Source organism: Corynebacterium sp. BD556 (assembly GCF_038452275.1).
In the GTDB taxonomy this organism is placed as follows: Bacteria; Actinomycetota; Actinomycetes; order Mycobacteriales; family Mycobacteriaceae; genus Corynebacterium; species Corynebacterium mayonis.
In genome coordinates this window covers 488,546-503,793 of sequence record NZ_CP141643.1, presented here as the reverse complement: position 1 = coordinate 503,793, position 15,248 = coordinate 488,546, and the positions used below count along the sequence as shown (strand labels likewise).

Annotated in this window: 13 protein-coding genes; 7 read left to right on the top strand and 6 right to left on the bottom strand. The window is 58.7% G+C overall.

What is annotated here, in order from left to right; all coding sequences use genetic code 11:
• Window positions 1-57: 57 nt before the first annotated feature.
• From putP to VLL26_RS02385, 3 genes are read left to right on the top strand one after another with little or no spacing between them, the layout of a single operon-like run.
• Window positions 58-1,719 (top strand): sodium/proline symporter PutP, encoded by a 1,662-nt coding sequence (putP, locus tag VLL26_RS02395; protein WP_342319533.1) that lies wholly within the window; start codon window positions 58-60, stop codon window positions 1,717-1,719.
• 7 nt (window positions 1,720-1,726) lie between these two features.
• A complete protein-coding gene (locus tag VLL26_RS02390) occupies window positions 1,727-2,383 on the top strand; it encodes a GmrSD restriction endonuclease domain-containing protein (protein WP_342319532.1) in 657 nt (218 codons plus the stop codon).
• 10 nt (window positions 2,384-2,393) lie between these two features.
• Window positions 2,394-2,879 (top strand): DUF2269 domain-containing protein, encoded by a 486-nt coding sequence (locus tag VLL26_RS02385; protein WP_342319531.1) that lies wholly within the window; start codon window positions 2,394-2,396, stop codon window positions 2,877-2,879.
• A gap of 158 nt (window positions 2,880-3,037) precedes the next feature.
• Here the strand turns inward: VLL26_RS02385 and VLL26_RS02380 are convergent, their stop codons facing one another.
• Both VLL26_RS02380 and VLL26_RS02375 read right to left on the bottom strand, forming a co-directional pair.
• Complete coding sequence (locus tag VLL26_RS02380; protein ID WP_342319530.1) at window positions 3,038-3,868, bottom strand: trypsin-like serine protease; 831 nt, start codon at window positions 3,866-3,868, stop codon at window positions 3,038-3,040.
• Window positions 3,869-4,069: 201 nt separating this feature from the next.
• A complete protein-coding gene (locus tag VLL26_RS02375; RefSeq protein ID WP_342319529.1) occupies window positions 4,070-6,124 on the bottom strand; it encodes a DEAD/DEAH box helicase in 2,055 nt (684 codons plus the stop codon).
• Between the two features lie 377 nt (window positions 6,125-6,501).
• Between VLL26_RS02375 and VLL26_RS02370 the strand changes: the two genes are divergently transcribed.
• The 3 genes from VLL26_RS02370 to VLL26_RS02360 all read left to right on the top strand — a co-directional run bounded on the left by VLL26_RS02370 (window position 6,502) and on the right by VLL26_RS02360 (window position 9,633).
• Window positions 6,502-7,557: a DNA cytosine methyltransferase gene (locus VLL26_RS02370; protein WP_342319528.1), complete on the top strand. Its 1,056-nt coding sequence runs from the start codon at window positions 6,502-6,504 to the stop codon at window positions 7,555-7,557.
• Complete coding sequence (locus VLL26_RS02365; protein ID WP_342319527.1) at window positions 7,550-8,494, top strand: NaeI family type II restriction endonuclease; 945 nt, start codon at window positions 7,550-7,552, stop codon at window positions 8,492-8,494. The genes VLL26_RS02370 and VLL26_RS02365 overlap by 8 nt, the downstream gene beginning before the upstream one ends.
• Before the next feature lie 173 nt (window positions 8,495-8,667).
• Entirely contained in the window at window positions 8,668-9,633 is a 966-nt protein-coding gene (locus VLL26_RS02360) for an L-lactate dehydrogenase (protein WP_342319526.1), read from the top strand.
• A 21-nt stretch (window positions 9,634-9,654) separates the two neighbouring features.
• On the opposite strand, the gene VLL26_RS02355 is transcribed toward VLL26_RS02360, so the two are convergent.
• Window positions 9,655-10,644, bottom strand: coding sequence for a nucleoside hydrolase (locus VLL26_RS02355; protein WP_342319525.1), 990 nt, complete (start codon window positions 10,642-10,644; stop codon window positions 9,655-9,657).
• A gap of 4 nt (window positions 10,645-10,648) precedes the next feature.
• On the bottom strand, window positions 10,649-11,893 hold the full coding sequence (locus VLL26_RS02350) for an MFS transporter (RefSeq protein WP_342319524.1): 1,245 nt from the start codon (window positions 11,891-11,893) through the stop codon (window positions 10,649-10,651).
• A 102-nt stretch (window positions 11,894-11,995) separates the two neighbouring features.
• Here VLL26_RS02350 and VLL26_RS02345 point away from each other — a divergent pair, with 102 nt between their 5' ends.
• Complete coding sequence (locus VLL26_RS02345) at window positions 11,996-12,499, top strand: hypothetical protein (RefSeq protein ID WP_342319523.1); 504 nt, start codon at window positions 11,996-11,998, stop codon at window positions 12,497-12,499.
• On the opposite strand, the gene VLL26_RS02340 is transcribed toward VLL26_RS02345, so the two are convergent.
• Both VLL26_RS02340 and VLL26_RS02335 read right to left on the bottom strand, forming a co-directional pair.
• On the bottom strand, window positions 12,496-13,332 hold the full coding sequence (locus VLL26_RS02340) for a hypothetical protein (protein ID WP_342319522.1): 837 nt from the start codon (window positions 13,330-13,332) through the stop codon (window positions 12,496-12,498). The two genes, VLL26_RS02345 and VLL26_RS02340, sit on opposite strands and share 4 nt — an antisense overlap.
• A gap of 117 nt (window positions 13,333-13,449) precedes the next feature.
• Window positions 13,450-15,033, bottom strand: coding sequence for a carboxylesterase/lipase family protein (locus tag VLL26_RS02335; protein WP_342319521.1), 1,584 nt, complete (start codon window positions 15,031-15,033; stop codon window positions 13,450-13,452).
• Window positions 15,034-15,248 lie beyond the last annotated feature (215 nt).

Here is a 15,248-nt window from a genome sequence, read left to right as displayed (position 1 = left end):
TAGGCTCGTGGCGCTTTTTCGTGTTTCCAAGTTTTCTCAAAAGGAGTCATCCAGTTTATGTCTGAAAGTGCTTGGCTAATTCTAGCCATCGTCTTGTACTTCGGTGTCATGCTCGCCATCGGGGTCTATTCGTGGCGCCACACCAGCAAATACGACGATTATGTTTTGGGTGACCGCGGTCTGCACCCCTTCGTCGCGGCGCTGTCCGCCGGCGCCTCCGACATGTCCGGCTGGTTGCTCATGGGCCTGCCAGGTGCCATTTACCTCGCCGGAATGAGCGAAGTGTGGATCGTCATCGGCTTGTTCCTCGGCACCTGGGCGAACTGGAAGTGGATTGCGCCTCGGCTGCGTTCCTTCAGCCAGGTGGACAACAACTCCATCACTTTGCCGTCCTTCTTTGAAAACCGCACCCACGATACCTCGCGCCTGCTGCGCATCGTCGCCGCCTTGATCATCATCGTCTTTTTTACCTTCTACGTCTCCTCGGGCATGGTTACCGGCGGGCGCTACTTCGAATCAACCTTCGACGGCAGCTACACCACCGGCATGCTAATCATCGGTGCGGTGACCGTACTTTACGTGTTCATCGGCGGGTTCCTTGCTGTGTCCTACACCGACGTGGTGCAGGGCACCTTGATGTTTTTAGCCCTCCTGACTGTGCCGGTAATAGCAATGGTGACCCTTTCTCACCCCAGCGACATCTTCTCCTTCCCCACCAACAACGCCTACGGCCCGCACCCGGACGGCAACCCGACCTACTTCAACTTGGTCGCTGGTGTGTCTATGGCCACCATCGTGGGCAACTTGGCGTGGGGCCTGGGCTACTTCGGCCAGCCACACATCGTGACCCGCTTCATGGCGCTGCGCACCCCAGCTCAAGCAAAAGCCGCCCGCCGCTCCGCCACCATCTGGGTCTTCTTCTGCTTCCTCGGCTCGATCCTCACCGCCTTAGTCTCCACCGTCTACTTCGCGCAGAAATCGGCGAACGTGACCGACCAAACGAACTACGAAACGATATTTTTGGACCTCACCCGGATCATGTTCCACCCGCTGATAGCCGGCATCATCCTGACGGCTGTACTCGCGGCGATCATGTCCACGATGTCCTCACAACTTCTCATTGCCTCCACCGCCTTAGTTGAAGACCTCTACCGCATCGTGTCCAAGAAGAAACCAACGCACGCAACCTTAATCCTCCTGTCGCGCGCCATGGTCGTCCTAGTCGCGGTTGTGTCCATGCTCATGGCCATCAACCCCTCCGACACGATCCTCGGGCTCGTTGGCTTCGCATGGGCAGGCTTCGGCGCGGCCTTCGGCCCCGTCGTTATCGCGTCGCTTTACTGGCGTCGCCTGACTTCCACGGGTGCATTGGTAGGCATGGTTGTTGGCGCAGTCACCGTGTTCGTCTGGGGCTCCGTTGACGCCCTGTCCGGCATCATTTATGAGATCGTCCCCGGTGTCATTTTCGCCACCGCCGCCATGGTCATCGTCTCCCTTTTCACCACGAACCCGTCTGAGGTGGAAAAGGACTTCGACACCGCCATCGCTGTCAACGAATACGCCATGGACAACCCGAAAACCTCCTTCAACGAGGTGATACAAAAAATCGCCCCGGAAAAAGCCACCGCCGCCACCGCTGCAGCTTTTCACGCTCAACCGCAGCGCTACGATTCCAGCGGCAAACCGAAGGGGAACCGGAAAGGGCCCGCCGGCGTCTAACAAGGGTGTGCGCTACTACCTCGCCCTTTTGACGGTCCTGACAATCGCTTTCTCCCCGTTTCCCACTGGGCTGTCACGCTCCATACCGGCGGCCGACCACGCGCCGCCGCTGCGCGTAACCGTCACCGGCTACGACCGCGAGGCCTTCGGACCAGGCTGGGCACACCTAAGTGAAGGCTGCACCACCCGCACTTTTGTCATGGCTAAAGCCTTCGCAGCCACCGAATGTTCCACCGCCTACCCCGACTGGCCAGTGGATTCCATTTCGGATCCCTACACCGGCGAGCAAATCGCGCCGACCGATGTGGAGGTCGACCACCTGGTGCCGCTCTCGGCGGCGTGGGATATGGGAGCGCACGCTTGGCCGAGAAAACGCCGCGAAGCCTTCGCCAACGATCCACGCAACCTTATCGTCGTTGCGGCGGCCGTAAACCGGGAAAAATCGGACCAACTTCCTAGCGAATGGATGCCGTCAAATTGGCGAGCACGGTGCGCCTACGCCCGACAGCTCACCGCCGTAGCCTACGCCTACGATCTTGTTTTGCCTCAACCCGACCTCCGCGCCGCGAAACGCGCCTGCGCCGGCACCGCCGGAATCCTCGGCCGCGAACACCTTGCACCTGTGCGCGTCCCGGAGACTGGCAAACTCAGCGGCGTGCCGTAAGGTGGAGCTCATGACTCAAATTCTTATCTTCGCCCACGTTGCAGCAGCAATCCTGCTGCTCGGCCCGGTCATGGTTGCGACCTCCATGTTCCCGGGTGTGGCCGTCAAAGCCACCACAGGCAATGAGGAGGCCATCGGCCGCGCCTCCATCCTCCACAGCCTTACCAACCGCTACGGCGTTTTGTCCCTGCTGGTGCCACTACTCGGCGCCGCTGTGCTGATCTCCGGCTGGGTAAACTACAAGAGCAACTTCCTGCTGCACACCGCGATCATCCTGACCGCGATTGCGTGGGCCATCCTGTTTTTCATGGTCATCCCGCAGCAGCGCAAAATCATGGGCAACCTCGGGGCACTCGACGCCGCCGAAGCAGACCCCGCCGACCGCACATCCAACTTCGAAGGCGCCAAGGCTAAGGCTGCCGCCGGCGCGGGCATCTTCAACCTGATGTGGTTTTTGGCCCTCATTCTCATGTTCCTGCCAGCCCCAGGAATGTAAACACTCCCCCACACGCATAAAGAGGGTGTCACCCGCACGCACCAGGTTGCGCGGTGACACCCTCTTTGTGTGGAGTTCAAGAGTGACGTGGGCACGCAGCGTGGCTGCGGTTTCTTTGCGCCGCGAGGAAAGCAAAGGCCCCACAGCCCAGCCTGCGCCTAGGAATAGTTGATAAGGCCGGGGATACGCAGCCCAAGGCTATTGAAGATGCTCATGAACTGAGCGAAAGCCCCACGAATCAGATCGGCTCCTGGGCCCCGAGATGAGCCAGTGGCAACAAGCAGCAGATTCTGCACGTACAGGGCGAAAAGATTCGTCTCTGACACGCCAGGGCCGTCAACCGGATGCACACCGATGATGAAGTCACGCTTGCCAATCAAAGGCAAGGGAGCTGCAGTCCACATGCTAGAAACCACGCCGACGAAGCCGCGGCCGGGCACCCACATGGGCCCACCAGAATCACCCGGCTGAGTCAAACGCGCGTCGACGAAATAAGTGTTGCCCACAGCACCTTCAAAAGTTCCACAGGTCGGTTCGCTAGTGCGGCGGTTGGTGATTTGCCCGTAATAGCAAACCCTCTCGCCGGGCCGAATGCTGCCTGGGTTGACCCAGGCGTCGCCGGAGAAATAATTTGGGGCGATACGTACACCGTTATCCCATTGGATGGCGGCCCAGTCATTGCCCAGATGTTCGTCATAAACCTTGGAGCGGAAGAAGGTGCCCACTGCCCCGGACTGGGTACCCGTGTTTAAATCGAGCAGGTGAACACGCGCCCCCTCTTCTCCGCAGTGGGCGGCGGTGAAGCTGCGTTGCCTACCAGCCTCGTTGAAGCCGATCGTGCAAAAACCGGTGCCTTCAACATAGATGGCACCACCCTGGCGAGCTTCCGAGACGGACTGCGCCTGGACTTGCACCGGCGCGAGACCTCCCGCCCCTAGGGTGACAAGAATTGCAGCCGCAAACGCAGCGACGGGGCGAAATGCCTTCATCTCCATCTTCCTTCTTTCTCGGTGGCGCAAAATATCTCGCGCGCAGGGACGACGCTTAACTGCGCCTTCCACCCAACCAATCTTGCACACGCGATGCGTTGATGATTCTAGTGGCAAGCCGAAACCCCCGACTACTGAACTGCATCTCGCCTTCAGTTAAGCATCAATGCACTTCAGTAGTCGGGGGTTGTGAGCTGGTGGTTAATCGCGCCACTCGCGGCCCCCGCGGCCGCGGCGTCCGCCGCGGTCATCGAAGTCACGGCCCCCGCGTCCGCCGCGGTATCCACCACCGCGGTATCCACCGCCGCGACCACCACGATGCGGGGAACCCTTATCCGGTTGAATATTGATCAACTGGCCTGAGATGCGCGTATCACTCAGGCGATCAAGCACGCCACGGTCCAGGTTCTTCGGCAGCTCCACCAAAGAGAAGTCTCCACCGATGGTGATGCGGCCAAAGTCACGAGAGTTCAGCCCACCTTCGTTAGCTAAAGCACCGACGATCGCACCTGGGCGGACGTGTTGACGCTTACCAACATCAAGACGGTAAGTATCAAAGTTTTCATTGTCGCCCTCAAAACGGCTACGACGCCCACCACGGTCAAAACGGTCCCCACGATCGCCACGATCATCGCGGTCAAAGCGATCCCTACGATCCCGGCCGAATCGCCCGCCGCGCTCATCGCGGTCGAAACGGTCACGGTCCCGGCCCCGCTTCTCCTTTGGCGGCTCCTTCATCAGGAACTCCTCACCGGCATGCGCCTGAGCGGCAAGGGCAGCCGCAATGTCATCCATCGGCACATCATTGGTCGAGGAATACTCACGCACCATCTGCTTGAAGGTCTGCAACTGGCTCGACTCCAAAGACTCGGTGATCGAATCCATAAAGCTCACCTTGCGGCTCTCGTTGACCTCGTCAACAGTAGGCAAGTCCATTTCATCTATCCGCGCATTGGTCACCCGCTCAATGGAGCGCAGCATGCGACGCTCACGCGGAGTGACAAACAAGATCGCCTCACCCGTGCGACCGGCACGCCCAGTACGACCGATGCGGTGAACGTAGCTTTCCGTGTCGTTCGGAATGTCATAGTTGAGCACGTGGCTGATGCGCTCAACATCCAAACCACGGGCCGCAACATCGGTAGCAACCAAGATGTCGAGGCGCCCGTCGCGAAGCTGATCCACAGTGCGCTCACGTTGCTGCTGCGCAATATCACCGTTGATGGCCGCGGCAGAAAAACCGCGAGCGCGTAACTTCTCGGCGACCTCCTCGGTCGCCTGCTTGGTACGCACAAACACAATCATGGCCTCGAACTCAGTCACCTCAAGAATACGGGTGATAGCGTCCAGCTTGTTGCGGTGCGCCGTAAACAAGTAACGCTGCGTGATATTCGTGTTAGTGCGAGTCTCGGACTTAACCGTGACCTCGGCAGGATTGTTCAAATACTGCTTGGAAATCCGGCGGATACCGTTGGGCATTGTCGCCGAAAAAAGCGCAACCTGCTTCGCCTCAGGGGTGTCTTCCAGGATGCGTTCAACATCCTCCTGAAAACCCATATTGAGCATCTCATCTGCCTCATCGAGCACGAGGAAACGCAAACTGGAGATGTCCAGGGAGCCTTTCTCCAAATGGTCGATGACACGACCCGGCGTACCCACGATGATCTGGGCTCCACGGCGCAGACCAGATAATTGGATGCCATAGGCTTGGCCGCCGTAGATCGGCAGCACCGAAATCTTGCCCAGATGATCGGCAAAGGACTGGAAGGAGTCCGACACCTGCAGCGCCAGCTCACGTGTCGGCGCAAGAATCAGCGCCTGCGGGTAACGCTCATCAACATCGATCTGCGACAAAATCGGCAACGCGAACGCCGCCGTCTTGCCGGTACCCGTCTGCGCAAGGCCGACAACGTCGCGGCCTTCCATCAGCAGCGGGATGGTTTCTTCCTGGATGGCAGACGGTTTTTCAAAACCAACCTTCTTCACCGCGTCGACGACGCGGGACGGCAGGCCAAGGTGATCAAACCCGTGGCTCAGGTCAGCGGCATCTTCTGAGGTGAAGTCTGCGTCAGAGTTATCAGTTTCAACAGTGGCCTCGGTATTCTCCGAAGCGCCGGTTTCCTCAGAAGTGCCCGCTTCCCTGGTGTCGTTATCTGCAGCGCTAAACACTGCGACATCCTGCGGGTTTTCCTGAGTTTCCGACAAGTTCATATCCGGCTCAAACTCGCTGCCGGTAGCGTTTTCGGAATTGCTCATTGCCCCTCACCCTACGCCAGCAGCGGCAAGAATACTATTTGAGGCCTTTTCGCTTGACGACGCCGGCCTGGTTCGATGTGAGAATTCCCGCTATCTAACTCTTGCTTGCGATCATCTAGAGGGGAAGGCTGAGGCATTCTAGTCCGGAACCCCGCTCTAGGAAAATGCTCTAATTTATCTCTGCTTCGTCACCCTGATTAACGGGTAGCGGCGACTAAAAAAGGTGAGGATGAAAGAGAAGTCGCATCGGGTTCACCATAATCATTATCATTTCCAGTTAGCACAGGAATGCAAACATATGTACTATATTAGATTCCCAGTGTCGGTAGCGCCTTTAGTATCGTCAGCATTGAGTACATTGAGCAAAAGGGTTGGCTGTGATTTCCAAAGAGTTGTCTATATCCCGCACCGAGGAATTTACGTCGCTTGAAATCTGCGCAGGAGCTGGAGGGCAGGCGCTCGGCCTTGAGAGGGCTGGTTTTAGGCACAATGCTGTAGTTGAGCTTGATGGTTGGGCAGCCGAGACACTGCGCCTCAATCGCGGTTCGGAATGCGACGTCAATTGGAATGTCTTGGAAATGGACGTGCATGATTTGGACGGCACTCAATGGAAAGATCAGGTCGATCTTTTTGCCGGTGGAGTGCCCTGCCCCCCATTCTCTATCGCCGGTAAACAATTAGGCGCAGAAGATGAGCGCGATCTCTTCCCTCAAGCACTGCGTCTAGTCGAAGAAATTGATCCTCGGGCTGTAATGATCGAAAACGTAAAGGGGTTAGCCCAAAAGCGTTTCGATTCTTACCGGGGGCAACTTCTCAAAGCTTTCAGCGATTTGGGCTATGAAACGCAGTGGAAGATCTTTCAAGCCGCGGACTTCGGTGTTCCGCAGTTAAGGCCACGATTTATTCTTATCGCCCTGAAACCGGAGGTTTCCCCGCATTTTCGCTGGCCGGAACCAATACATCGTCAGCTTTCAGTGGGAGAAGCGCTGCACCACCTGATGGAGGAGCGTGGTTGGCCGGGAGCAGACGCATGGGCAGAGAATGCACGAACAGTTGCACCGACTCTGGTTGGTGGTTCAAAGAAGCATGGTGGTCCTGACGTCGGTCCGACGCGGGCCAAAGCAGCGTGGAAGAAACTGGGCGTGAAAGGCACGTCGATTGCAGAGGAAGCACCGGGACCAGAGTTTCCCGTTAATGATCCGGAGAATCTGCCACGTTTGACGGTGAAGATGGGAGGCGTTATTCAAGGATTCCCGGAGAATTGGCTATGGGCTGGAGGGAAAACCGCACAGTGGAGGCAGGTGGGGAACGCGTTCCCACCGCCAGTCGCGGAAGCAATTGGGGTTAAAATCCGCGAGGCGCTTTCACGTTCAAAAACGGAACAATCCCGCCTCCTAGTGGAATCCGATCTTCCGAGGGTTGCTGGTGCCTGATAGCAAAGCAGAGTTGGTCCTGGGCCAACTACCAGATGATACGGTTGCGAAAGCCTTGGCTGAACATTTCCGTTACCGAATTCCCGCTGGCGAAGAAATGGGAAGGGTCTTTAGGCAAACTTTTGACCAAGCCTACGATGGGCAGCACACCGGACGGTTTCGTCCATCTGAACTCAGCAAAACCGAGTTGGCCCACATCGGGTCACTTCTGGAGATCAACATTCGGAGGGCTTTCAGCTCGTTCATCTCTGACGGCGACTTCATGGACTATAAGATTTTGGGAAACGAGGTTGACTGTAAATACTCGAAGCAAATGTACGGATGGATGATCCCCAACGAGACGATAGGTCATCACGCCATGCTGTGCCATGCGAGTGAGGAGTTTTCGACATTTCGCGTGGGTTTTTTGAAAATTAGTCCTGAGGTTTTAAATCAGGGGCAGAATCGGGATCAAAAGAAAACTCTCAACCGCATCGGGCGAAGCTCCATTCAATGGGCGTGGCTAGATCAGTCCTATCCGAAAAACACACTTTTGCATCTAGACCCGAAGGATGCCTCTGAAATCATGTCAGATACTTCAGGGCAAAGAAGGCTCAACAACCTTTTTCGCAAGGTACAGGGCGAGTTGATTCCCCGTGGAGTCATCTACACAGTGGCTCAGCAAAAAGATCCCATGAAAAGAATTAGAGCTAACGGAGGTGCGCGTACCACCCTCGCTCCCGAAGGAATCTTGATTCTCGGGGATTATCAGCGACACCAACGAATCGCACGGGATCTCGAGCTTCCAATCTGCAAAAACGGGGACAGTCTCGCCATTCGCGTGGTGTCAACCGCCGATGACTTCACCGGGCCGAAAACTGAAATAGAAGGTAAGCTCTGGCGCATTGCCCAAGCAGACGACCCGGTGGAGCAAGCTCCCCTTATTCCTATGGCTTGATAAGCTCCGGATGAACCTTTTTGATGCTGATTCAGGGCTCGCGCGTGCCAACCGAGATTTCAGGTTAAGGACTCCCCCGCTTTCCCTTGCAGTAGTAATCACTAGCAGCACTGCGCCCCACGCCGTACCCTTGTGGTTGGTACTTTTCCGGGGATTTTTAAGGGGATTCAACCATGACCGTTACTCAAGGTAACAAGATCGTTCTCATTGGCGCAGGCGCTGTGGGTATTGCCTATGCTTATGCGCTGCTTAACCAGGGGCTCACGGATCATTTGGCCATCATTGATCTCGACGAGGCCATGACGTGGGCGCAGGTGGAGGACTTATCGCATGCGATTCCTTATTCGGGCCATAACGCGCAGGTAAGCGTCGGCTCGTATGAGGATTGTCGGGATGCGGCGTTGGTTGTCAATTGCGCGGGTGTGGCCCAGCGTGACGGCGAGTCTCGCCTTGACTTGGTGGCGCGCAATGTGAAGATTTTCGAGTCGATCAATCGCGAGGTCATGGGTCATGGTTTCAACGGGATTTACCTGGTGGCCACGAACCCTGTGGACGTGTTGACTTATGCGACGTGGACGCAAACCCGCCTGCCGTGGAATCAGGTCATTGGTTCTGGCACGGTGCTTGACACTGCTCGGTGGCGGCACAATTTGGGCCGTCACTTCGACGTCGCGGCTTCTGCGGTTCATTCCTATGTCATTGGTGAGCACGGTGATTCTGAGTTGGCGGTGTTGTCGTCGGGCAGCGTCGCGGGTGTCCCTTTGCCACGCATCCTGGCGAAGGAGGCGGAGTCGAATCCGCAGATCCATGATGAGTTTGAGGAGATGTTCCGCAAAACCCGTGATGCGGCTTATGGGATCATCCAGCGCAAGGGCAACACGTCTTATGGCATTGGTTCGGCGCTCGCGCGTATTACCCGCGCGATTTTGCGCAATGAGGATGTGGCTTTGCCGGTGTCGGTGAAGCTCAATGGCGAGTATGCCCGCGATGACGTTTTCATTGGCACCCCGACGATTTTGAACCGTGGCGGGGTGCGCAATGTTGTGGAGTTGCGTCTTGACCCGGAGGAGTTTGAGCGTTTTGATGCTTCTGCTGCCACGTTGCGTGGCGTGATCGATTCGCTTGATTTGCCGGAGTAGCTGGGTGCGGTTTCGGGGTGGTTAGTCTTCGGCGCGGGCGTGTCGGATTGCGGCGAGGCCGCCGTTGGTGAAGCGGGCGTGGACGCCGCAGGCGCGTTCGAATTCGGCCCAGGCGGCGTCAATGTCGGCGGTTGTGACGACGTGCGCGTTGTTTTCGCGCTCCCAGATGCCGCGTGTGTCGATCACGGAGGTGCCGCGCATGAGCTCGGAGTCGGCTTCGATGTCGATGGTGGTCAGTGGGGCGTCGAAAAGCACTGTGCCCAACGCTATTTCGCAGGCGAGCAGGTCGTGGATCTGTGCCCGGTAGCCTTCCCCGACTTCCTCGTGGAATTCGAAGTAGAAGCGCATGATTTCCGGCAGCTTCTTCGCCATTGGAAAGGCTCCAAGCTTGTCGACGATCCCTTCTAGCCGCTCCGGTTCCAGCAGCATCTTTTCCGTCACTTCCAGTGAACATACTGTCAGTGGCGCTGGTGCGGCGGCGAATACTTCCTTGGCTGCGTGCGGGTCAACCCAGAAGTTCCACTCTGCGCTCGGCGTGGTGTTGCCAGGGTAATTAAATGCTCCGCCCATCACTGTGATGTGTTGAAGGCGCGCGTAGTGGTGCGGGTGGAGCCGCTTAAATGTCGCGAGGTTGGTCATCGGGCCGGTGATGATCAGGTGCAGGTCCTGAGTGCCGCGTTCGATGGAGTCGATCCACAGCGCGTCCCAATCGCTCTCAACGAAGCGTTGTGGTGCGGTGATGTAACCGAGCCCGGTTGGCCCGTGAGTTTCCGGGGTGGTGGTCAGCTCGTATTTCAGTGGGGTTGTTACCCCAGCGGCCAGCGGGGTGGTGCGCAGCGCGCACTGCCCTAACACCCAGGCGGCGTTGACGGCGCCTTGGTCGGCGTCAATGTTTCCGGCGGTGGTGGTTACCGCGTCAATTTCGATGCGGCCCTCATGGTGCAGAGCACTTAGGTAGATCAAGGCTATGGTGTCGTCGATGCCCGGGTCGCAGTCCAAAATTACGCGCATTGTTTTACTCCTTTGGTTCTGTTTGGATCGGGTTTTTGGCATCGGGATATGTGCCCGGTTTGGTTTCCTTGCCGTGGATTAACCACATCGTGAGGGCGAGCAGGGCGATGACGCTGGTGGAGAGAAAAGCTACGGGGAAGCCGAAGGTCTCAGCGATAAATCCCACGATGATGGGGGCGAAGATTGCGCCGGCGTCCTGGGTCATTTGAAAGGTGGACAGCACTTTGCCGCCGGAGCGGTGGTTGCCGATGATGTCGGCCAATGATGCCTGTTGGGCGGGGTTCATCAGGCCGCCGCCTACGCCGGCGAGCGCGGAGGTGATCATCAGTGGCCAAAAGCGCGTCGAAAAGCCCATCATCCCCGTGAACACCGCGATGGTGACAAGGCCCGCAATGATCAGTGGCTTGCGGCCGAGTCGGTCGGCGAGCCGGCCGGAAAACTGCAGTGTGATCGCGGTTCCCACCGCGAAGGAGGTCAGCGCGAGACCTGAAGCGGCGCCGCCGTTGGCGAAGACGGCTGCGGCAAATAGTGGCAGCACGGCGGTGCGGACACCGAAATTTGCCCACCCATTAGCAAAACCGGCAGCGAGGAGACTGTGATAGGTCGGCATGGACAACGCGGCGCGCAACCCCATGGGGGGTAAGTTTGGGGGTAGTTGCGCGCGACCTCGCGGGCTGGAAGTGACAATCCAGACCATGGCGGCTGCGGCTGCTACCACGATGCCGTAGATGGCGAAGGGGATGCGAAGCCCTAAATACGACAGGGCCGCGCCGATGATGGGGCCGAAGATGTTGCCGAGCAGAAACGCGGAAGCGTACAGCGCGTTGGCGTGCCCGCGGATGTTGGGGTGTGTGACGCGCACGATCAGTGCTTGGGCGGACAATGTAAACATCGTTGAGCCGAAGCCTGCGATGAAACGTAACGCGAGGACCTGCCAGTAGCTTTGCGCGAATGCCACCATAAACGTTGCGCCTGCCACGATGAATAAACCGGTGAGGTAGATGGGGCGCGAGCCCAGCTTATCCACCAATAATCCGGCTCCCGGCGCGCCGATGACTCGGGCGGCGGCGAAGATGGACACAACGGCTCCGGCTGCGGCCATGGAGACGCCAAAGCTGGTGGTGAACTGCGGCAGGATCGGAGCGATGAAGCCGTAGCCCAGGGCAATAATGAACGCGGCCCCAGCCAGGACCTTGATGGTGGCGGGGATTTTCGGTTCCAGGTGATCGGTGACAGTTTTTGGTGACATTTCTTTTAACAGCCTAGACCCTTGTGTCAAATCTCCATCCGGTCGAACATATTTTCTATATATGTCCGGGGTGTGTCGACCCTATGTTCTAAGGTTCACGGCATGACTACAGACAGCACCGCCTTCATCACGCCCACGTCCACCGATCTCACCGAGCACATCACCGCCCGTTACCCCACCACCGTCGCGGCGCTGCGCAGCATCATCCGGCATCCCCGCTCGCTGGCGCGCGCAACAGCCGCGTGGCGGCCACCTCTTAAGACACTCCCCCGGATCGGCCACGGCGAGGAGCTGACCGTCGCTGTCATCCGGCGCCGCGTCGGCCCGCGCGCCCGGGCACGAATCCAGGGATTCGGGGAGGAAAACGTGCCCGCGTACCTCATAGAGCTGCGTATCACGAGCCGGACCGGGCTTAGCGCGGACCCGGTGATCACCGAGGCATGGATCCGCGCTCTGTTGCCCGGCAAACAGGTGGCCGCGGTCCACGAAATCTCCTCGCCGCGGGCCATCAACTACGTGTGGCTCGCCGATTTTTCCTACACCCCCGTCAAATCCCCTCCCTCCCTGTTCGAAGGGATCACACCGGCGCAGCCCCAGGCCAGTTAGAAATCTTCTGCCTCGACCTCGACGGCCAAAGGGTCGGTGTCAGGGTCGGTGTCCAAGGACGCCGACAGCGAACCCGATTCCTCATTAAGCTCTGGATCGTCCTCGCCGAAGATGTCGTAGATATCTGGCTCGTCGAAGTCGTCCTCGACGGGGACAAGCTGCGCCTCCCACTCCTCCGCTTGGTCGGCAGCCAGGGAGAGAATGTCAAAAAGCCTGTCGAAGTCGGTGTAGGAGCCAAGCTCTAAAAGCTCCGCCTCGGCAACGGCCTCATTATGGATAGTCTCGAAAAGGTGCTGGCGGTCCCGGTCGGTAAGCTCACCATCACCGTCGGATTCCCACAGCTCACCTATGGCGTCATCCATGAGGTCCTCGTAATTGTCAGTCAGCGCGATGAAAGCCACCGAGGCGGTAGCCTGATTGTCACGTACCTCCACTAGAACCTGGATCTCCGCGTTGTCGCCAACCTCGGCGCGCACCAATTGATTGTTCACCCGATCAGGGAAAAACTCAAGGTCAGAGATGCGCTCATCGGTGCTTTCAAGCAGGTCGCGCAGAACCGTGACCACCTCGTCGGTAGCGATGTGTTCGGAGACGGTCGCCACGGCCGTCTCGACCGAAAACACCACGGAAACCAGCACAGCCTCAAACTCATCGTCATCCTCGTCCACATCTGCGGCGGCGATATAAACGTTCGCCGCAGGCAGGTGGGCATCAATTTCCTCAAACTGGATCTCCACGTCCGCGGTGATCGGCACGAACATCGTCGCGCCATGCACCCGCGATTCGATTCCTTCACGGTCAAGGGCGGCGGCAATGTCCTCGAAAAAGCTCACAGCGCACCATTTCCTTCCAAAGTGGTTGAGTTGAAAATCCATCCGGCGGAGGATCAGTCGACGGGGCGGCGACTCGCTCCAGCCTAGCCACGCAACGCCCACTCCGCCCGTGCAGACTCAGCGTTCGGCGCCTGCTTCAAGGCCAAAGCTATCGAACAGGTCCGTGCGGTTGTTTCCCCACTCACGCATGTCAAAGCGCTCCCACGCCCGACGCTGCGCCGACTTCGGATCGAATACCACCCGAAATTCGTCGTGAAACACCGCCGTGGCCCGCCCTGGCCGGTCGTCGCTGCGAAAGCCGTAGCGCGGCCACTGTTCCCCCGGCGTGCCGGTGTGAAAAAACCTACCCCAGTGGTACTGCATTACGCGGCTGACATCGTCGAAGGCATCGCGAGATCCCAGCCCGGCACGGCTTCCCAGCCTGTCGATACGCGAAGCTCTCGTCGCATCCGGATCGCCAAAGACCACGCCGAGGTCCGCAGTGTGCATCGCCCCTAGCCCTAAGCGGCGCATGGTGGTGGAGGCCCAAGAAAAGCGGTACATCCACGTCGGTGCGACCCAGCGGTGCGCGGTGGCTAAGGCAACTGACGGGGCCCAAAACACTGCATCGGCGATGAGTTCGGCGAAGTCCCGGCGCCCGCCGGCGTGGTCATAAGTGGCCAATACCCGCCCGGCATTGTCGGCATCGAAAACGGATAGGGCGCGTTCAGCGGCGCGCTGCCGCGCACGGGCGGTGGCGTACATGGCTTTGGCAAAGCTGGCCTCGTCCTCGTTGGTGCCAATGATCAGCGGCACCGGTGCCTGCTCGCCACGTTCAAAAACGTCCAAGGGGTGCGCGGGCAGTGTGGTGCCGTCGACAGTCGGCATGAAAGCAGTGTTCAACTGCAGGGCCTCGCGGCCGTTGAGGAGCATGCTTTGCCCCACGCGCACTAGTTCGCGGGCGTCCTCGGCGCGCAACTGGTCAAGGGTGGTCAAGCGGGACAACCCCATGCCGTCGATAAGCTTGCGCACCCACATCGCGGCCTGCACACGTGAGTGAACGCTGGCGCCCGGCGGGGACTGGGCGATGCCGCGGTGAAACAGCCCCTGCGCGGCGGGCGCGCACATCAGGTGCGTTACGGCAGCTCCGCCTGCAGATTCGCCCATGATTGTCACGTTGTCCGGATCCCCGCCGAAGGCGGCGATGTTGGCGCGCACCCAATGCAAAGCCAGGATCTGATCGAGCAGCGCCGGGTTGGCCACGCAGTCCTCTCCGACGGAGCGAAAATCAAGGTAGCCCAGCACGCCGAGGCGGAAATTCACCGAAACGTAGACCACGTCGGTGGCTACAGCCAAGTTGTGCCCCTGGAGGACTTTTTCGTGGCTGGCCCCAGTAACGAAGGTGCCGCCATGGAAGTAGACCACGACGGGCAAGGTGTCGTCGGTGTCGGGACGTACCACATCGAGCCTTAAACAGTCCTCAGTTCCCACGACAGCGTCCATCCAGCCGAAAGAACCTTGCAGTGCGGGCGGCGCGTATTGGGTGCAGTCGCGCACACCTTCCCAGTGTTCAACGGGCCGCGGGGGGCGAAAGCGGCGCGTGCCCGAGGTGTCTGCCCCAAAAGGAACGCCGCGCCAGGTGCGCACACGTGTGTGCTCGTCCACGACCCCCATGACCTGCCCCGCCGTCGTGCGAACAACGGGCCCTGCCGCTGATTCCATGCACCCCAGCATAGCGGGCCAGTAGAATTTGTTCTCTGCACAAAAACTGCCAGCGGCCACCGCCCTTACGCGGGGAATGGTCTTTGCGGCCGAGGTGTTAACTAAGGAAGCGATAGCAACAGGCGCACACCAAATTTTACAAGGACTCGATTCATGTTCACTCGAAGGAAATTCTCAGGGACTACAACACAGGATCCTGCAGTTCAACACATCAT

Coding starts and splice junctions, on each gene's coding strand:
- VLL26_RS02360 (WP_342319526.1), top strand. CDS start 8,668: ATGACCGTTACTCAAGGTAACAAGATCGTTCTCATTGGCGCAGGCGCT.
- VLL26_RS02345 (WP_342319523.1), top strand. CDS start 11,996: ATGACTACAGACAGCACCGCCTTCATCACGCCCACGTCCACCGATCTC.
- putP (WP_342319533.1), top strand. CDS start 58: ATGTCTGAAAGTGCTTGGCTAATTCTAGCCATCGTCTTGTACTTCGGT.
- VLL26_RS02335 (WP_342319521.1), bottom strand. CDS start 15,033: ATGGAATCAGCGGCAGGGCCCGTTGTTCGCACGACGGCGGGGCAGGTC.
- VLL26_RS02350 (WP_342319524.1), bottom strand. CDS start 11,893: ATGTCACCAAAAACTGTCACCGATCACCTGGAACCGAAAATCCCCGCC.
- VLL26_RS02355 (WP_342319525.1), bottom strand. CDS start 10,644: ATGCGCGTAATTTTGGACTGCGACCCGGGCATCGACGACACCATAGCC.
- VLL26_RS02375 (WP_342319529.1), bottom strand. CDS start 6,124: ATGAGCAATTCCGAAAACGCTACCGGCAGCGAGTTTGAGCCGGATATG.
- VLL26_RS02385 (WP_342319531.1), top strand. CDS start 2,394: ATGACTCAAATTCTTATCTTCGCCCACGTTGCAGCAGCAATCCTGCTG.
- VLL26_RS02380 (WP_342319530.1), bottom strand. CDS start 3,868: ATGAAGGCATTTCGCCCCGTCGCTGCGTTTGCGGCTGCAATTCTTGTC.